The organism is Nocardiopsis deserti, assembly GCF_008638355.1.
GTDB lineage: Bacteria > Actinomycetota > Actinomycetes > Streptosporangiales > Streptosporangiaceae > Nocardiopsis > Nocardiopsis alborubida.
In genome coordinates, this window is record NZ_VWVS01000016.1 from 128,980 (window position 1) to 145,736 (window position 16,757).

The following is a 16,757-nucleotide window of genomic DNA, read 5'->3' on the forward strand; positions in this document are numbered from 1 at the left end:
CAAGCAGGGCGAAGGCCGTGGAACACCCTGGCGGCCGACACCGCAGGCCCGGCTAGAGCCTGGCCGGACATGTGTGAGCACTGACCGCCGCAGTGCTGGCCATCGCCCTGGCCCACGTGTTCGTCCCCTAGAGTTCCCGCCGCGAGAGGACCGCGCTCACATCGCCACCCCACCGCCGGGAGGTGCCGCCCGCACCCGTGACCACCGAGCGACGCCCCAACGCACAGCGCGGAGCGCACCTCACACAGGTGCTCGCCCCTCACACCGACGGAATCCGCGTGCCCGTTCCCCCTCCCCGCGACGACGAGAACCCCGGCGCTCTCCCGCCCCTACCTGCCCCCGCTCCCCCATGTACCGACCGGCGACCTGCTGGCCGGTCCCCTCCAACCGATCCAGCTCACCCAGACCGTCCAGGACCGGACCGACGACCTGGCGGACCTGGCCGCCGTCATCCGCGTCTACCTCGACAGGGTCGGCTGAGTCCCGCGGGGGCCACGGGCGGCGTCCGTCACGGACGCCGCCCAGCGCGGTGAGACAGACTCGGCCGGTTGCGGACAGCACGGATCCAGCCGGGCGGCTGTCCGCTTCTGACCAGGTGGTTCGCGCCAACCGCCGTTCGACGCCCCGCCACCTACCAGTTGGTAACAATTGGGTCCGCGTGCCCCCAAGCCCTGGAGACTGTGACCACGGACACCCTAGGGTTCCGCCATGGGTGTAATGCGTAAGCGTGTCCTTGTTCGCGTATTTCTGGGCTTCCTCGCCGCGGTCGTGGTGCTGGCCCTGGTCGGCGCGCTCCTGGGGATATGGACCGTCCGGAGGTCGTTCCCGGAAACCTCCGGCGAACTCTCGCTCCCGGGGCTGGAGTCCTCCGTCACCGTGCTGCGCGACGAGCACGGCGTCCCCCACGTCTACGCGGACAACACCCACGACCTGTTCATGGCGCAGGGCTTCACGCACGCCCAGGACCGCTTCTGGGAGATGGACTTCCGCCGCCACGTCACCGCAGGGCGCACCGCCGAGCTCTTCGGCTCCGACCAGGTGGGCACCGACGTCTACCTGCGCACCATGGGCTGGCGGCACGTGGCCGAGCAGGAGTACGAGCTGCTCGCCCCCGAGACGCAGGACCACCTCGACTCCTACGCGGCCGGGGTCAACGCCTGGCTGGCCGAGAACGACGGCACCGAGGCGAGCCTGGAGTACGGGCTGCTCTCCGTGCTCAACGGCGGCCACGAGATCGAGGAGTGGTCTCCGGTCGACAGCCTCGCCTGGCTCAAGGCCATGGCCTGGGACCTGGGCGGCAACATGGTGGAGGAGACCGAGCGCGCCCAACTGCTCGACGCCGGGCTGACCCGCGAGCAGATCGGGGAGCTGTACCCGGCCTATCCCCACGAGGAGCACCTGCCCATCACCGACACCGACGAGCACGGGCAGGCCGGAGCCGACGAGGGGTCCGGGGAGCCCGAGGACTCCGACGGGGCGGACCTGCGGGAGGCCGACGAGCGGCGCGTCCCCGAGCTGCCCGAGGAGGCCGTCTCCGCGCTGACCGAGGTGGCCGGTACCGCGGCGTCACTGCCCTCGCTGCTCGGCCCCAGTACCAGTCCCGACCTGGGGTCCAACTCGTGGGTGGTCGGCGGCGAGCACACCGAGAGCGGGCTGCCCCTCCTCGCCAACGACCCCCATCTGGGCGCGTCGATGCCCTCCACCTGGTACCAGATCGGGCTGCACTGCACCGAGCTCACCGAGGCGTGCCCCTACGACGTCAGCGGCTTCAGCTTCTCCGGCCTGCCCGGTGTGATCATCGGGCAGAACGAGTCCATCGCGTGGGGGTTCACCAACCTCAACCCCGACGTCATGGACCTGTACGTGGAACGGATCGAGGGAGACGACTACGTGGTCGACGGCGAGCCCCGGCCGCTGGAGACCCGCGAGGAGACCGTCCGGGTGGCGGGCGGCGATGACGTCGACATCGTCGTGCGCTCCACCCACCACGGGCCGCTGCTGTCCGACACCGCCGCGGGCGCGGACCTGGAGGCGCTGGCGGAGGAACCGGAGCTGGAGGGCGCGGAGGACGGCGAGTACGCCGTCGCCCTGCGGTGGACCGCGCTCCAGCCGGGCACGACGGCGGACTCGATCTTCGCGCTGAACCGGGCCCGCGGCTGGGACGACTTCCGTGAGGCGGCCAGCCGGTTCGAGGTCCCCGCCCAGAACCTCGTCTACGCCGACACCGAGGGCAACATCGGCTACCAGGCTCCCGGCCTGGTGCCGGTGCGCGGCGAGGGCGACGGCCGCTACCCGGCGCCCGGTTGGGACTCCGCCTACGACTGGGAGGCATACCTCCCCTTCGAGGAGCTGCCGAGCGTGTACAACCCCGAGTCGGGCGTCATCGTCACCGCCAACCAGTCGGTCGTGGACGCCGACTACGAGCACATGCTCACCGGTGACTGGGACTACGGGTACCGGTCCCAGCGGATCAACGACCTGCTCACCGAGGCGATCGGTGAAGGACCGGTGACCGGTGAGGACATGTCGCGCATCCACATGGACTCCTTCCACGGCGGCGCGGTCGAGGTCGTGCCTCACCTGTTGGAGGCGGACGTCGACGGGGTCACGGCCCGGGCCCAGGAGCAGCTGCGGGAGTGGGACCTGTTCACCGCGGCCGACTCCGCCGGAGCCGCGTTCTACCAGGCCACCTGGCGGCACCTGCTGCCGCTGCTGTTCGACGAGCTGGAACCGCTGACCATGAGCGGCAGCTCGCGCGGGATGTACGTGGTGGCGCAGCTGCTGGAGGACCCCGAGTCGGACTGGTGGCGGGGCGCCGAGGCCAGCGGGCGCGAGGAGGTGCTGGCCGCGGCGATGGACGCCGCCGCGCAGGAGCTGACCGAGCTGCTGGGCGAGGACCCCGCCGACTGGCGCTGGGGCGACCTGCACACCCTGACCGCGACCCACGAGTCGTTCGGAACCTCGGGCATCGGTCCGGTCGAGTGGCTGTTCAACCGGGGCCCGGTGGAGAGTTCGGGCGGGGCCAGCATCGTCAACGCCACGGGCTGGGACCCGACCGCGGGGTACGCGATCACGGCGGTGCCGTCGATGCGGATGGTGGTGGACATGGCCGACCGCGACGCGTCGACGTGGGTCCACCTGACCGGCAACTCCGGCCACGCGTTCCACCCCAACTACGACGACCAGCTGGAGCCGTGGAGCCGGGGCGAGACCCTGCCGTTCGCGGTCACCGAGGAGGCCGTGCGCGCGGCAGCCACGGACGAGCTGGTCCTCAATCCCTAGAGGCGATCGGCCGGAAGAGGTTCCACCCGCGCCGATCTTGCTCCTGGCGTCACAGTGGACGCCGACGGTGGCGCCAGGAGCAAGATCGTTCCCGGACATCCCGGCACCTTCGTTCCAACAGTCCCGCGCGGCGCGTCCGTTCCAGCACTCCCCCGAGACCCACCCGGCGCGTCCGTCGTGCCGCCCCGGGTGCCCAGCGTGCTGGCCAGGGCACCCGCGCACCATCGCCGGTCAGACCGGGTCGGCCGACCTCAGCGGGAAGGCGACCCCGGTCATCTCCTCCGACAGCGCCCACAGGCGCTTGGCGGCGCGGCCGTCCCAGGCGGCCTCGCTCCGGCTGGACAGGGCGGGGGCGCCGCGCGTGCCGCCCATGGCCTTGGGTCCGGCGAAGGCCGCGCCGGGCACGTCCTGGGTGGCGGCGAAGACCGTGGGGAGGGCGCCGTTCGCGGCGCTCTGGGCGAAGACCCTGTTGCCGAGCATGAGGGCCGCCCGGGAGAGCGGGTTGGCCCCGTGGCTCTGGAGGTTGGTGGCCGCGTAGCCGGGGTGGGCGGCGGTGGAGAGCACCGGGGAGCCCACCGCCTCCAGGCGGCGCTGGAGCTCCAGCGTGAACAGCAGGTTGGCGAGCTTGGACTGGTTGTAGGCCCGGTAGGGCGTGTAGCCGCGGTCCAGGTTGACGTCGTCGAAGTCGATGCCGCGGGCCATGCGGTGCATTCCGGAGGAGAGGGTCACCACCCGTCCCGTGACGTGTTCCAGGAGCAGGTTGGTCAGGGCGAAGTGGCCGAGGTGGTTGACGCCGAACTGCGTCTCGAACCCGTCCTTGGTCACCCCCTTGGCGACCGCCATGACGCCCGCGTTGTTGATGAGCAGGTGGAGGTCGCCGCTCCAGGCCTCGGCGAAGGCGCGCACGGACGCCAGGTCCGCCAGGTCCAGGTGGCGCACCTCGGTGTCGCCCTGCACCCCGGCGGCCTCGGCACGCCCCTTGTCCACGTCGCGCACGGCCATCACGACGCGCGCGCCCGCCCGGGCCAGGACGCGTGTGGTCTCGATGCCCAGGCCGCTGTTGGCTCCGGTGACGACCGCCGTACGGCCGCTCAGGTCGGGGATGCTGACCGCTGTGGTGTCCATTGCGCCACGGTAGGCGAGCGCCCGCGGGCTGTCCATGGCAGCCACGGCGACCACCGGCCGTCCACGGCGGCCACGGCGCCCCGGACTGTCACAGCGGCCACAGAGGCCACCGGCCGTCCACGGCGGCCACGATGGTGACGGGGGCGTCCGTCTATCCTGGTTTCCATGACCGACCGCCCCTACCACCACGGAGACCTGCGCGCCGTCCTGCTCACCAACGCCGAGCGCGCCCTGGCCGAGCGGGGGCAGGCGGCGCTGTCCCTGCGCGAGATCGCCCGCGCGGCGGGGGTGAGCCACGCCGCGCCGGGCCGCCACTTCCGGGACAAGCAGGCGCTACTGGACGCGCTCGCGCTCAGCGGTTTCGAGCGCCTGACCGAGCGGTTGGAGGAGGCGGCCCTGGACGCGGGGGACGCGCGGGCCCGGATCCTCACCCTGGCCAGGGTCTACGTGGGGTTCGCGGGGGAGCACGCCGCGCTGCTCGACCTGATGTACGCGCGCAAACACGACTCCGACGTCCCCGAGCGGCTGCACGCCGCCGTGGGACGGCTGCTCGAACAGGTGATGCGCCCCATCCTCGACGCCCAGGCCGCCGGGGAGATCGCGGGCGGCACCCCGGAGGCCGTCACGATGACCGTGTCCGCCGCGATGCACGGCTTGGTCGCGCTCACGGCCACGTCCTCCCCCGAGCAGATCGACGCGAAGCTCGCGGACATGGTCGGGGTGCTCTTCGAGGGCCTCAGGCCTCGCTGACGCCCGGAGCCCGAGCCCCGGAACTGGACCGCGGCCCCGCCCGTCCCACAGACGGGGCACCCCCGGGGCGGAAGGCCCCCGAGACAGAAGAAGGCCCCCGATGGAGTTCTCCGGTGACTTCGAGACCCACCTGACCCTGGACGCGCCCGACCCCGGGCGCGTCGCGGAGGCAGCGGAATGGGCGCGCGGGCACGGACTCAAGTTCACCCACATCGAACTGGACCGGGGCGGGTCCCGGTCACAGCCGATGGTCACCTACCACTCGGACGGGAGCACCCTGGACGAGGAGCTGGCCGTGGCACAGCGGTGGACGGCCCTGCTGGCTGGGGCGGGGTTCACGGTCACCCGCACCAAGCTGGAGGTGTCCCGCCGGGCCACCGGGGTGCCCGGAGACCGGGAGGAGGCCGGACGGCTGCCGGAGTCGTGCTACTTCGAGACGCACGTCAAACTCCTGCTCCCCGCGTCGGCCGACCCGGCGGCTCTGTCCGCGATCGTGGAACCCCACCGCGCCCGGCTGTCACGCAACGCGCGCAGGGTGCGCGACGACGGCTTCCAGGAGCGGTTCGTCACCCAGCGGTGCTCACGTGTGGGCAGCGGGGAGGCCGACCGCTTCGAGTACGCCCTGCTGCGGGCCCTGGGAGTAGCGGGGATGACCTTCGAGAACAGGGAGGGGTGGCAGCCCAGGGTCCTGTCGGTCGAGCGGGAGTTCGTCGTCCACGACACCGCCCTGTCCGTGGACGCCGGGTGGATGGACGCCGCCCCGGTCGAGGACGCCGACGAGGTGCCGCCGGGCGAGTACGCGCCGGGTACCGACCGGCAGCGCCTGCCCAGCACCTACGTGCCCAACACCGACGGCTCCGAGGCCAGCCAGGGGAAGGTGTTCGACCCCGCGCTCAAGCACCTGGACGACGCCTACCGGGCGGGCGAGCCGGTGTTCGCCGATCCCGGCCTGGGCTCCCGCTGGTGGGAGGCCAACCGGCGGGCGATGGAACTGGCGCTGCGCGCGGTCGCGGGCACGCCGTGGCGGGACAGCCTCGTGCTGCGCGGCAGCATGCTCATGCCGGTGTGGGCGGGTGGTGCCGCCCGGCGTCCCCGGGACCTGGACTTCGTGGTGGTCCCGGCCGAGACCGCTCCGTTCGGGGACCCGGCCGACCGCATGTTCGCGGACGTGGCCGGGGCCGTCGCGGACGCGTCCGCGCAGGGGGTCTCCTTCGACGCCGAGGGGGTCCGGCTGGAGAGCATCTGGACCTACGAGCGGGCGCCGGGCCGCCGCGTGGTCGTCCCGTGGCGGGCTGCGGGCCTGCCCCCGGGCACCGTGCAGATCGACGTGGTGTTCAACGAGTCGCTTCCCGAGCCGCCGGTGGCGGTGTCGGTGGCGGGGGCGGACGTGCTGGCGGCCGGGGCGGAGCTGTCCCTGGCCTGGAAGGTGCTGTGGCTGTACACGGACACCTACCCGCAGGGCAAGGACCTCTACGACGCGGTCCTGCTGGCCGAGAGCGCGCGGCCCTCGCGCGAACTGCTGGTCGGTGTGCTGCGCCCCGAGCTGGGCGACCGGGCCGAGACCGTGGACGAGCGCTTCCTGCGCGAGGAGGGCAGCCTCGACTCCGACGAGTGGGACGACTTCGTCAGCGACTGCCCGTGGGTGGAGGGCGACGCCGGGGAGTGGGTGGACCGCTTCGAGGCGGCGATGGCGCCCGTGTTCCGGGGGGAGTGAGCGGCTTCGGGGAGGAGCGGGCGGGAAGGAGTGAGCGGACCGCCCCTCTCCCGGGGAGGGTGAGGGGCGCGTCGGCGGTCAGGCCGGGCGGACGAACGGGTCGGCGGGCGGGTCGCAGGCGGTCTCCTCGTCCAGCAGCCACACCCACTCCGGGCGCCACCCGGGGGTACGGCTGGCCATCTCCGCGGCGACGTCCCCGACCCACACACCGACGCCGAGGGCGGACTCCGTCGACCACTCCGGCCGGTGGTCGTAGGCCCGGTCGACCTCCACCGCGTCGGGGGTCGCCCGGGCGCGCAGGAAGAACCACATGCCGTGCTCGGGGTGGCCTTCGGCCCGGCGCAGTTCGTAGTCGTGGTGGCCGCGCGGTTCCTCCTGGATCCGGTTGCCCTCGGCGTCCACCAGCGTGGACTGGCTCTGGCTGTTCCCACCGGTGATCGTGTAGATCACCTCACCTCCGTGCTCGGCGGCCAGGCCGCGCAGGAGATCGCCCAGTTCGCGCAACTGTTCGGTCTCCCGGGGTACGGGGCGCGGCCTCTCCGTGGCCGTCCGCATCACGGACTCCACCAGGACCGACCACTCCTGGTCGCTGAGCACCCGGGTCCGGCCGCGTTCGGCCGGTTTCTCCGTCCCGGCGGGAAGCGGCGCGACGGGGCGGCCGTCCCCGGAGATCCCGGCGGCGCGGAGGACGTCCGTGGCCGCGGCGGTGTCGAAGGGCATCGGGTCCAGGAAGCCGAAGTCGGCCGTTCCTCCCTCGACGGTGTGCTTCACCCGGGTGTAGAGCCGCTCCCCCAGGTCGTCGAAGGGGTCGTCACCCTCGTCGGGACGCGGGCCCCCGGTCACCGACACCACCTCGTTGACGAAGGCCAGGAGGTGACGGGTGGCCTCCTCCGGACCGACGAAGGCGGACAGGCGCATCCCCAAACCGTCCTCGTTCACCTGGTCGTGGTAGGTCGAGCGCGCCCACGTCCCGTCCTCCCACCAGTACACGAAGCCGATGGGGACGCCGCTCTCCAGTCGGGAGATCCACTCCCAGGGGAGCCACTCCGGGGCGTCCGCGTACGGATTGACCGGGGGCTGGAAGGCACTGTCGGTCCTCCCCTCCCGGTCCCAGCCGATGATCAGGTACCGGCCGCCCTCGACACGGGCCATCCGCCACCAGTTACCGTCGCCGTCCTGAAGGAGCAGGACACCGTCGTCCTCGACCCGGTGCCCCTCCGACCAGACGGGACCGAAACCGGTGGACAGCGCGATCCTCAACGCGCCGAGCGTCCAGAGCACTTCGGGGCGCGGCAGGTCCTCGGGGTGTCCGGGGCTGTGGAATCCAGATGACATGGGCTCTCTCCTGGGAATCGGGGACGGTAAGAACCGGGGGTGGTGAGGACTTTGTCGCATGTACCTCCGACACTCCGCGCAGCGGAAGGGTTCGGCGCGGCTCCGGAGGCATCCCCGGTGGAAGTGCTGGCGGCACCGCTGGCGGGAGCGCTGACTAGCCTGTGGGGCATGCGGGAGATCCGGAAAGAACCGCGCGGGTGGACCCGCCCGGCCTTCGAGGCCGTGCTGTGGACCCTTCTGGGCGCGCTGGTCGTGATCGAGCTCTCCGGGGCCCGCGACCGGCCGCCGGTCCTCGAAACGTGCCTCCTGCTGCTCGCCCTGGTCGTCGCGGCGACCCTGTCCCGTTTCCTGCCGCTCGTCTCCCTGGGCGTCATACTCGCCGGGGCGGTCCTACAGGCATCCGCCTCGGTCCTCCTGAGGGTGGAGACCAGCGTGTTCACGCCCTGGCTGGCCGTGGCGGTGCTGGCGCTGCTCACCGGCCTGCGTTCGGAACGGGTGCGGCCGGTGGTGGCGCTGGTGGTCGTGGCGTGCTCGTTCACCCTCGTCCTGCACCTGCTGACGGGGCTGGTGTCCGGCACCGGCGTCCGCGCGTTCCTGTCCGACTCCGTGAACTGGCTGGGCCTCGTCCTCACCATCGCGCTGAGCACGCTCACGCCATGGCTGTTCGGCCGCTACCAGCGCCTGCGCCGCCAGGTGTGGCGGGGCGGCTGGGAGATCGCCGAGCGCATGGAGCGCACCCGCGCGGCCGAGGCCGACCGCGCCCGGCTGCGCGAGCGCGCCCGGATCGCGACCCGGATGCACGACTCCCTCGGCCACGACCTCGCGCTGATCGCGGTGCGCGCGGCGGCCCTGGAGATGACCGCCCAGGAGGACTCCGAGCAGGGCCGGGCCGCCGGTGAGCTGCGGACGGCGGCGCACGAGGCCAACCTGCGGCTGCGGGAGATCATCGGGGTGCTGCGCGAGAACGACGGCGGTGACGGCGGTGGCGACAGCGGCGGCCATGGCGAAGCCGTCTCCGGGCTGGACGCGGGTCAGCCGGACGCGGGCGGGCTGGACGTGAGCGAGCCGGACGCGGGCGGATCGGACGCGGGCGAACTGGCCGCGGGCGAGCCGGTGTCGGTCCTGGTGCAGCGCGCCGCGGACGCCGGTATGCGTGTCCGCCTGCTGCGGGAGGGCCCCGACCCGGACCCGTCCGCCCCGGGTGGCGGCGCCGTGCACCGGGTGGTCCAGGAGGCGCTGACCAACGCGGCCAAGTACGCGCCGGGGGCGGAGGTGACCGTGCGGGTGGTCCGCGAGGACGACCGGACCCGGGTGTCGGTCGGCGACGCCGGACCGCCGGAGGCCGTGCGGACGGTCCTGCCCGCGCGGAGCGGGGACGGGTCCGGCCTGGCCGGGCTGCGTTCCCTGGTGGAGGGGCTCGGCGGGAGCTTCGCCGCGGGCAGGGAGGGCGCGGGGTTCACCGTGCGGGCGACCGTGCCCGACCCCGGCGCCGTGGGCGGGGCGGAGGAGCCCGGGGAGTCGGAGACGCGCCGCGCCCACAGCGAGGCCCGCGACCGCGCGCGACGTCGGCTGGTAGCCGCCGTGGCCGTTCCGGCCGCGCTGGGCCTGGGCCTGGTGGCGGCCGGTCTCGGCCTGCTGACCTGGGTCGGCGTCAACAGCGTCCTGCCTCCGGAGCGGTACGGGCGGTTGTCCGTGGGGGACGACCGGGAGCGGGTGGAGGAGGTACTCCCCCGGTTCTCCTATCCCGAGGGTTCGGTGTCGGCCCGGGCCTCCGAGCCGCCCGCGCCGCCCGGTGCCCGGTGCTCCTTCTACCTGTCCCGGTACGAGAACGGGCTGCCGCCGGTGTACCGGCTGTGCTTCGAGGGCGGCGTCCTGGTCGCCAAGGACGAGATCCACCGGACCGACTGACCGGGCGGCCCAGTAGGGTGTCGGCGTGAACGCGACAGACGGCGCCGGGGTGCTGCGCCTCGTCCTCGCCGACGACGAGGCCATGATGCGCGCGGGACTGCGCGCGATCCTGTCGGCGGCACCGGGGATCGAGGTGGTGGGTGAGGCCGGGGACGGTGCCGCCGCCGTGGCCCTGGTCGCCGAGCACCGCCCCGATATCGCGCTGCTGGACGTGCAGATGCCCGGCACGGACGGCCTGGCGGCGACCGAGGTCATCGCCAGGGAGTACCCGGGGACCTCGGTCGTCATCCTCACCACGTTCTCCGAGGACGCCTACATCGCGCGGGCCCTGTCCGGGGGCGCCAGCGGGTTCGTGCTCAAGAGCGGGGACCCTCGGCAGCTGGTGGAGGGGCTGCGCGCGGTCGCGGAGGGCGGGGCGTACCTGTCGCCGGAGGTGGCGCGCCGGGTGATCGACGAGCTGGACTCGTCCGGGGGTCGGTTGTCCCGCGCGTCGGCCGCGCGGGAACGGGTCGGACGGCTCACCGAACGCGAGCGCGGGGTGCTGGCGCTGGTCGGCGAGGGGTGCTCCAACGACGAGATCGCCCGCCGCCTGGCCATCGCCCCGGGCACGGTCAAGGTGCACGTGGGGTCGATCCTCACCCGGCTCGACGTGCGCAACCGGGTGCAGGCCGCCATCGTGGCCTACGAGGCCGGACTGGTCTGAGAGGGCTGCTGGCTTCGATCCGCGGGCACGGACGGTTGTCCACAGGCGGAGGTCGGGGCTGGCGGCGAGGGCGTCCGCTGCGGTTCGATGGAAATCGGGGGGGTCCCCGGGGCCCTCTCCGTCGGCGTGCCCGCACCCCCGCACTCCCGCGCCCCGTCCCCACCCACCGCTCCCACCGCCCGCCCTGTCCCTTTGTGCCGACCCGGCCGCTGCCGCCCAGGAGATGTGCGCGGAGGCCCCGGCCCGGAGCATGGCTCGCATGAACACCGCCCACTCCGTCCGCCCCGGGCGCCGCCCCGCCTTCGTCCACGCGTGCCCGGACGAAGGCGGCCCGCGCCCCGGCCCGGCCCTGCCCGGTCGGCGGTGCCCCGCATGGGCGTGGCCCCGAAACCGTTCTCCACGAACAGCTCCCGGGCGGCCTCCACCATGCGCGGTCGGGTCAACCGCGCCTCCTCGGCCCTCCTGCCCCCGGCCTTGCCCTGGTTCATGCCAGCAGACCATGACTAGAGTCGCTCACCAGGGAAAGGACTCCGGTCAGGTTCGGACACGGGAGAGGGTCATGACCAAGGTGACCAACACCGAACAGCGGCAGGTCTGGAACGGATGGCTCGGCGAGCACTGGGTGGTCCACCCCGACCACTACGACGGCCTGCTGGAGGGGTACAACGCGCCGATCCTGGACGCGGCGGAGGTCGGCGTCTCCTCACGCGTGCTCGACGTGGGGTGCGGCACGGGTCAGCTCACCCGGGAGGCCGCGGCCCGGGCCCGGAACGGCTCCGCCACCGGTGTGGACATCTCCGCGCGGATGGTCGACGCCGCGCGGGAGCGGGCACGAGGGATGGCCAACGTCTCCTTCGATGAGGGCGACGCCCAGATCCACCCGTTTCCCCATGGTGGTTACGACGCCGTGGTCAGCAGGGGCGGCGTCATGTTCTTCGACGACGCCGTGGCCGCGTTCACCAACTTCGGTCAAGCCCTGCGCGGGGGTGGACGCCTGGCCTTCCTCGCACCGGGCCCCTCCGATCCCGACAGCGAGTACGCACGGGCGACCGCCGTCCTGCGCCCGTACATGACCAAGCGCTCCCCCACCACCCGCCGCATGATGTCCCTGGTGGAACGGGACGCCATCCACACGCTCCTGGAGGCCTCCGGTTTCCGGGACGCGCGTGTGGAGCGCGTCGGGACCGTCGCCACCCTGGGCTCCGACCCGGCGGACGCCGCGGAGTTCGTGTGCGGCCAGGGCAGAGTGCGGTCCTGCCTGGAGGAGTACGACGACGACACCCGACGCGGGGTCCGCGATGAACTGGAGGAGGCTCTGGCCGCCTTCCACACCGCTGACGGCGTACGGGTCGCGAACACGGCTTGCCTGGTCAGCGCCGTGCGCCCGTAACCCACGCGGTGGCGGGCCCCGCAGCCCCCGGGCACGCCACCGCTCGTGTCCCGGTTGGTGGCGAACAGCGGCGCGTCAGGCGAGCCGTGCCCGCCGCGTCTTCCCGCCCGCCCTACCCCTTTGTGCCTACCCGACCGCTGTCGTCCAGAAGATGTGCGCGGGGCACCCCGACCCGGAGCATGGCTGGCATGAACACCGCCAACTCCGTCCGCGCCAAGCGCGCGACCGCCTACGGCTCGGCCGCCCTCGTCCTCGCCGCGTCCTTCTCCGTCCCCACCGCCCTCAACGCGGCCACCGACTCCGGGAGCATGGTCCTCACACCGCCCGAACCCACCGGCCCGCACGCCGTCGGCCGGACCGAAGTACACCTCGTCGACCCCGACCGCGGCCACCCCTGGGTGGAGGAGGCCACCGAACGGGACGTCATGATCAGCATCTGGTACCCGGCCGGAGAGGGCACGGGAGCCGGCGAACCCGCGCCCTACGTCACGCCGTCCGTCTCCGGGGTGCTCAGGAGCGAACTGGAGCAGGGGGGACTCCACCGCGACAGCGTCGACTTCGACGCCTTCCGGACCAACGCCCTCCAGGACGTTCCGGTCGCCGACACGGGCCCGTTCCCCGTGCTCCTCTACTCCCCCGGGCTGGAGCAGTCCCGGTTCCTCAACGTCCTGCACCTGGAGGAACTCGCCTCCCACGGGTACGTGGTGGCCGCCATGGACCACCCCTACGAGACGCTCGCCGTGGACATGCCCGACGGTCGGGTACTGCGCACGAGCGCCCCCTCCTTCAGCACCGAGTCCCTCAAGGAGGCCGTCGCGGTCCGCCGCGAGGACACCCGCCTGGTCCTGGACGGTCTGACCGACCTGGCGGAGGGAGGCTCCTCCGACGCCAGCGGCCAGGAGCCGCCCGCGGGGCTGGGCGAGGCACTGGACCTGGACGCGGTGGGCATGTTCGGCCACTCCGCCGGAGGGCTCACCGCCGCCGAGGTGATGCTGGAGGACGAGCGCATCGACGCTGGGCTGGGCCTGGACGGCACCATCGGCTACCACGTCGGGAACGAGGTGTGGTCGGAGGCCAACCTGCGGGGCGCCGACCGCCCCTTCGCGCTCCTGACCGCGGGCAGGGCCGGGGTCAAGCTCCAGCCGCACCACAGCGGGTACAGCGCCGGTTTCCGGACCTTCGTCGAGGCCTCCTCGGTCGACGTCCTGGAGTTGTACATGGCCGAGGGCGAGCACTTCAGCTACACCGACCACCAGTGGGTCCTGCCCGCCGTCGACGAGGCCCTCCAGCCGGGCAACCGCTCCTGGCCCGACCTGGTGGAGGGGTCGATCGGCACCGTGGACCCCGAGGAGTCCGTCCGGGCGCAGCGCGCCTACGTCACGGCCTTCTTCGACGCCCACCTGCGCGGTGAGCGGGCCCCGGTCCTGGACGGTCCCTCGCCGGACTTCCCCGTGATGGAGTTCGTCGGCGAGGACTAGGGCCCGAAGAGCCCCGGGAGGCGGTGCTCGGGGCGCGCGCAGCCGTGCGGCCAGCACCTCGCGCGCCCACTCCTCCCACCGTTCGTGCGGCCGGCCCCGGTCCCGGACGAACGCCGGGTACGAATCGGGGCCGAGCACGCCGTACAACTCGTCGGCGACACGGGCGGCGTCCGGACCGGGCGCCGCCCGTGGCCTGTCCACGGGGGCCCGTTCGGAGGCGGCCCTCACCGTGTACCGGGACCGGACGAGGCGTCCCCGCCCCGCAGGCCGTCCACGGCGGGGGTGTTGGCGGCGGCGACCCCGAACATCCCGGTGACCTCGGCGGCACGCGCGAGTACCCGTCCGGCGCCCGCCTTCGCCAACGCCGGAAGCCCGCCCGCGGACGGGCTTCCGGCCCTCCCCGCGTCCGGTGAAACCGCCCCGGAGTACCCGCGGGCGGACGCCGGCCCGTGTCCGCACACGGCCGAGCCCCCGCCACCCGGCGCACGATGTCCCTGGCAGACCCGTGCGGAGCACCCGCACCGGCCCGGGCGGAGCGCCCGCACTGACGCCGCACCGGCCCGGGCGGAGCGCCCGGACCCGACACCGCGGAGGCCCGGGACGCGCCTCCCGCGTCCCGGGCCTCCGGTCTCCGGTACGGCCTCGTCGTTCTCCGTCCGTCCCCGTCGGACCCGCCAACCCCCGTCTCCCGGGGTCCGTCACCCCGCGGGCGACGGACCCCGGCGAACACCGGTGGGCCGCTCGACACCGAGCGGCCCACCTGACCGGGGCGGCGTCGCGGCCGTCCCGCCGCCGGGTCCCTGCACACCGCGTACGCACAGCCGCTTCGTGGACACGGTCCCGGGGTGGCCCCGCCGGATTCCTACACGTCGCGCACGCGCAGTTCGGTGTGTGCCACGATCTGCGCGGCCAGGACCCAGCCCACGACCGCGGCGATGTTCACCGGCCCGTCGTGCGGCGCCGTGTAGAAGCCCACGTCACCGCCCGCGTAGAACTCGATCCCCGCCGTTCCCGGCATCAGTGCCGCGAAGTCGTTGACCATCTGCACCTGGGAGAGCTGCATGACCATCGGCAGCCCCAGGAGCAGCAGGAACCCCACGATGAACGTGCCCGGCATACTCCGCGTCGCCGTGCCGATCCCGACGAACAGCACCGCGAACAGCGCCATGCACACGCCCGCGCTCAGCGCCGTCACCAGGGTCTCGGCGACGTCGGCGGAGGCGTACCGGCCGACGAACACGCTCAGCACCGCGACCGCCGTCACCGTGGCGAGCACGCCCGCAGCGAAGGCCAGACCGGCGGTCACCAGAGTGCGCGCGACCAGCACGGTCCCCCGGGCGGGCCGCCACAGCAGCGTGCTGGTGACGCTGCGGTTGCCGAACTCCCCGGTCGCGGCCAGCGCGGCCATCACCAGCACGGCGATCTGCACCAGGTAGAAGTGCCCCTGCGAGGTGAGCCGCATGAACGCGGCGCCGTCCGCCTCGTCCGGGTTCTCCATGATCCGGGTCCACTCGGTGTAGCCCATGAGCGCGGCGAACACGGCCATGCCCGCCAGCGCGGCGCCGAACGCCCACCACGTGGAGCGCAGGGACGACTGCCGGATCCACTCGGCGGCGACCTCGCGGAACAGGCCTGTCCGGAGGCGGCTCCCGGAGCGCTCGGCCCCCGCCGCCCTCACCGCCCGCCCCGTGCCCGCGGGGCTTCCGGGGTCCTCCCTCACACCCGTGGCACCCGACACCCTCGACGCACCCGACATGCTCTCCTCGCTTCTGCCGTCCTGCCCGTTCCCGCTTCCGTTTCGGGCTTGCGCCCCCTCCTCCTGCCACCGCATCACCGGGACCTCCTACGTCCCATGCGGCGCAGCGGCCCGGTCGATCCCGCGGTGTTCCCGGGAGACGCCGGTTTCCCGGCAGCAGCTCCCCTCTTCCCCATGGCGTTCCCGGAGGCGGGCACCGCGTCCCCCGGGGCTTTCCGGTCGGAGGCAGCGGGCCCGGAACGGGCGCCGTACTCGACGGCGTCCCCGGTCAGTTCCAGGTAGGCCTCCTCCAGCGAGGCCTCCTCCAGCCGGAGCCCGTGGACCCGGGCTCCCGCGGCGTGCGCGTGGTCGCCGACCTCCGCCGCGCCGAGCCCGAACACCCTCAGACCGGCGCCTCGGGCGCCCCCGCCGTCACGGGTACCACTGGTCTCCCTGCCGCCCCGCACACCTCTGTCGTCCCGGGGGTCCTCCGCGGTCTCGACCCGCACCGACGACCCCAGCCGCTCCAGCACCTCCCGCAGCTTCGCGGCGTCCGGGCTGTGGACCAGCACGTGCGTGCGCGACCAGGCCGCGATCACGTCGGAGATCGGCGCGTCCGCGATCAGCTGCCCCCGGCCCACCACGACCAGGTGGTCGGCGACCATCTCCATCTCGCTCATCAGGTGGCTGGAGACGAACACGGTGCGCCCCTCGTCGGCGAGCCGCCGCGTCAGGTCGCGCATCCACCGCACGCCGTCCAGGTCGAGCCCGTTCACCGGCTCGTCGAACAGCAGTACTCCCGGGTCCCCCAGCAGCGCGTCCGCGACGCCCAGCCGCTGGCGCATGCCCAGTGAGTACCCGTGGACCCGCTGGCGCGCGACGTCGGTCAGGCCGACCTCCTCCAGCACCTCGTCCACCCGGCTCCTCGGGATCCCGCCGCCCGCGGCCTTCGCGGTCAGGTGGGCGCGGGCGCTACGCCCGGGGTGGGCGGCGTCCGGCGACAGCAGGGCGCCGACCTGCCGCGTCGGCCGGTCCAGCCGCCCGTACTCCCGGCCGTTGACCAGCGCCTCTCCCGACGTGGGCCGGGCCAGGCCCAGCAGCATCCGCATGGTCGTGGACTTCCCGGCGCCGTTGGGCCCCAGGAAGCCGGTCACACGCCCGGGTTCGACGGTGAAGGTGAGCCCGTCCACCGCGGTCCTCCCCCCGTAGCGTTTGGTCAGTTCGCGCACCGTGAGCACGGTTTCCCCTCTCTTCCGCTCTCTTGGTGCACCACGCTAGGAAGAGGGGCCCGGGTCCCACATCTGTGGTTCGTCGGGAACCGGATACGCACTTGTGCC

12 protein-coding genes are annotated in these 16,757 nt (G+C 73.4%); 7 read left to right on the plus strand and 5 right to left on the minus strand.

Translation table 11 applies throughout. From position 1 onward, the window contains the following. The first annotated feature begins 717 nt into the window (after nucleotides 1–717). Complete coding sequence (locus tag FYW99_RS22030) at nucleotides 718–3,282, plus strand: penicillin acylase family protein (RefSeq protein ID WP_190394763.1); 2,565 nt, start codon at nucleotides 718–720, stop codon at nucleotides 3,280–3,282. Between the two features lie 231 nt (nucleotides 3,283–3,513). Here FYW99_RS22030 and FYW99_RS22035 read toward each other — a convergent pair whose 3' ends face one another. Next, the gene (locus FYW99_RS22035; RefSeq protein WP_150253939.1) at nucleotides 3,514–4,407 is read right to left on the minus strand and encodes an oxidoreductase; all 894 of its coding nucleotides are present in this window, start codon (nucleotides 4,405–4,407) and stop codon (nucleotides 3,514–3,516) included. A 165-nt stretch (nucleotides 4,408–4,572) separates the two neighbouring features. Here FYW99_RS22035 and FYW99_RS22040 point away from each other — a divergent pair, with 165 nt between their 5' ends. Both FYW99_RS22040 and FYW99_RS22045 read left to right on the plus strand, forming a co-directional pair. Next, nucleotides 4,573–5,157 (plus strand): TetR/AcrR family transcriptional regulator, encoded by a 585-nt coding sequence (locus FYW99_RS22040; RefSeq protein ID WP_150253940.1) that lies wholly within the window; start codon nucleotides 4,573–4,575, stop codon nucleotides 5,155–5,157. A gap of 100 nt (nucleotides 5,158–5,257) precedes the next feature. Beyond that, entirely contained in the window at nucleotides 5,258–6,871 is a 1,614-nt protein-coding gene (locus FYW99_RS22045; RefSeq protein ID WP_150253941.1) for a nucleotidyl transferase AbiEii/AbiGii toxin family protein, read from the plus strand. Between the two features lie 78 nt (nucleotides 6,872–6,949). Here the strand turns inward: FYW99_RS22045 and FYW99_RS22050 are convergent, their stop codons facing one another. Next, nucleotides 6,950–8,206, minus strand: a complete 1,257-nt coding sequence (locus FYW99_RS22050; protein ID WP_150253942.1) for a hypothetical protein — start codon at nucleotides 8,204–8,206, stop codon at nucleotides 6,950–6,952. 168 nt (nucleotides 8,207–8,374) lie between these two features. On the opposite strand from FYW99_RS22050, the gene FYW99_RS22055 reads away from it, so the two are divergent. From FYW99_RS22055 to FYW99_RS22075, 4 genes are all read left to right on the plus strand, one after another. Further along, on the plus strand, nucleotides 8,375–10,114 hold the full coding sequence (locus FYW99_RS22055) for a sensor histidine kinase (RefSeq protein WP_150253943.1): 1,740 nt from the start codon (nucleotides 8,375–8,377) through the stop codon (nucleotides 10,112–10,114). A gap of 49 nt (nucleotides 10,115–10,163) precedes the next feature. Further along, the gene (locus FYW99_RS22060) at nucleotides 10,164–10,817 is read left to right on the plus strand and encodes a response regulator (protein WP_150254070.1); all 654 of its coding nucleotides are present in this window, start codon (nucleotides 10,164–10,166) and stop codon (nucleotides 10,815–10,817) included. Nucleotides 10,818–11,376: 559 nt separating this feature from the next. Then, on the plus strand, nucleotides 11,377–12,207 hold the full coding sequence (locus tag FYW99_RS22070) for a class I SAM-dependent methyltransferase (protein WP_190394757.1): 831 nt from the start codon (nucleotides 11,377–11,379) through the stop codon (nucleotides 12,205–12,207). 188 nt (nucleotides 12,208–12,395) lie between these two features. Next, complete coding sequence (locus FYW99_RS22075) at nucleotides 12,396–13,685, plus strand: alpha/beta hydrolase family protein (protein ID WP_150253946.1); 1,290 nt, start codon at nucleotides 12,396–12,398, stop codon at nucleotides 13,683–13,685. A gap of 224 nt (nucleotides 13,686–13,909) precedes the next feature. Here the strand turns inward: FYW99_RS22075 and FYW99_RS31895 are convergent, their stop codons facing one another. From FYW99_RS31895 to FYW99_RS22085, 3 genes are all read right to left on the minus strand, one after another. Beyond that, nucleotides 13,910–14,047: a hypothetical protein gene (locus FYW99_RS31895; RefSeq protein ID WP_190394758.1), complete on the minus strand. Its 138-nt coding sequence runs from the start codon at nucleotides 14,045–14,047 to the stop codon at nucleotides 13,910–13,912. Between the two features lie 500 nt (nucleotides 14,048–14,547). Beyond that, complete coding sequence (locus tag FYW99_RS22080; protein ID WP_150253947.1) at nucleotides 14,548–15,441, minus strand: ABC transporter permease; 894 nt, start codon at nucleotides 15,439–15,441, stop codon at nucleotides 14,548–14,550. A gap of 74 nt (nucleotides 15,442–15,515) precedes the next feature. Beyond that, nucleotides 15,516–16,658: an ABC transporter ATP-binding protein gene (locus tag FYW99_RS22085; protein ID WP_150253948.1), complete on the minus strand. Its 1,143-nt coding sequence runs from the start codon at nucleotides 16,656–16,658 to the stop codon at nucleotides 15,516–15,518. Nucleotides 16,659–16,757 lie beyond the last annotated feature (99 nt).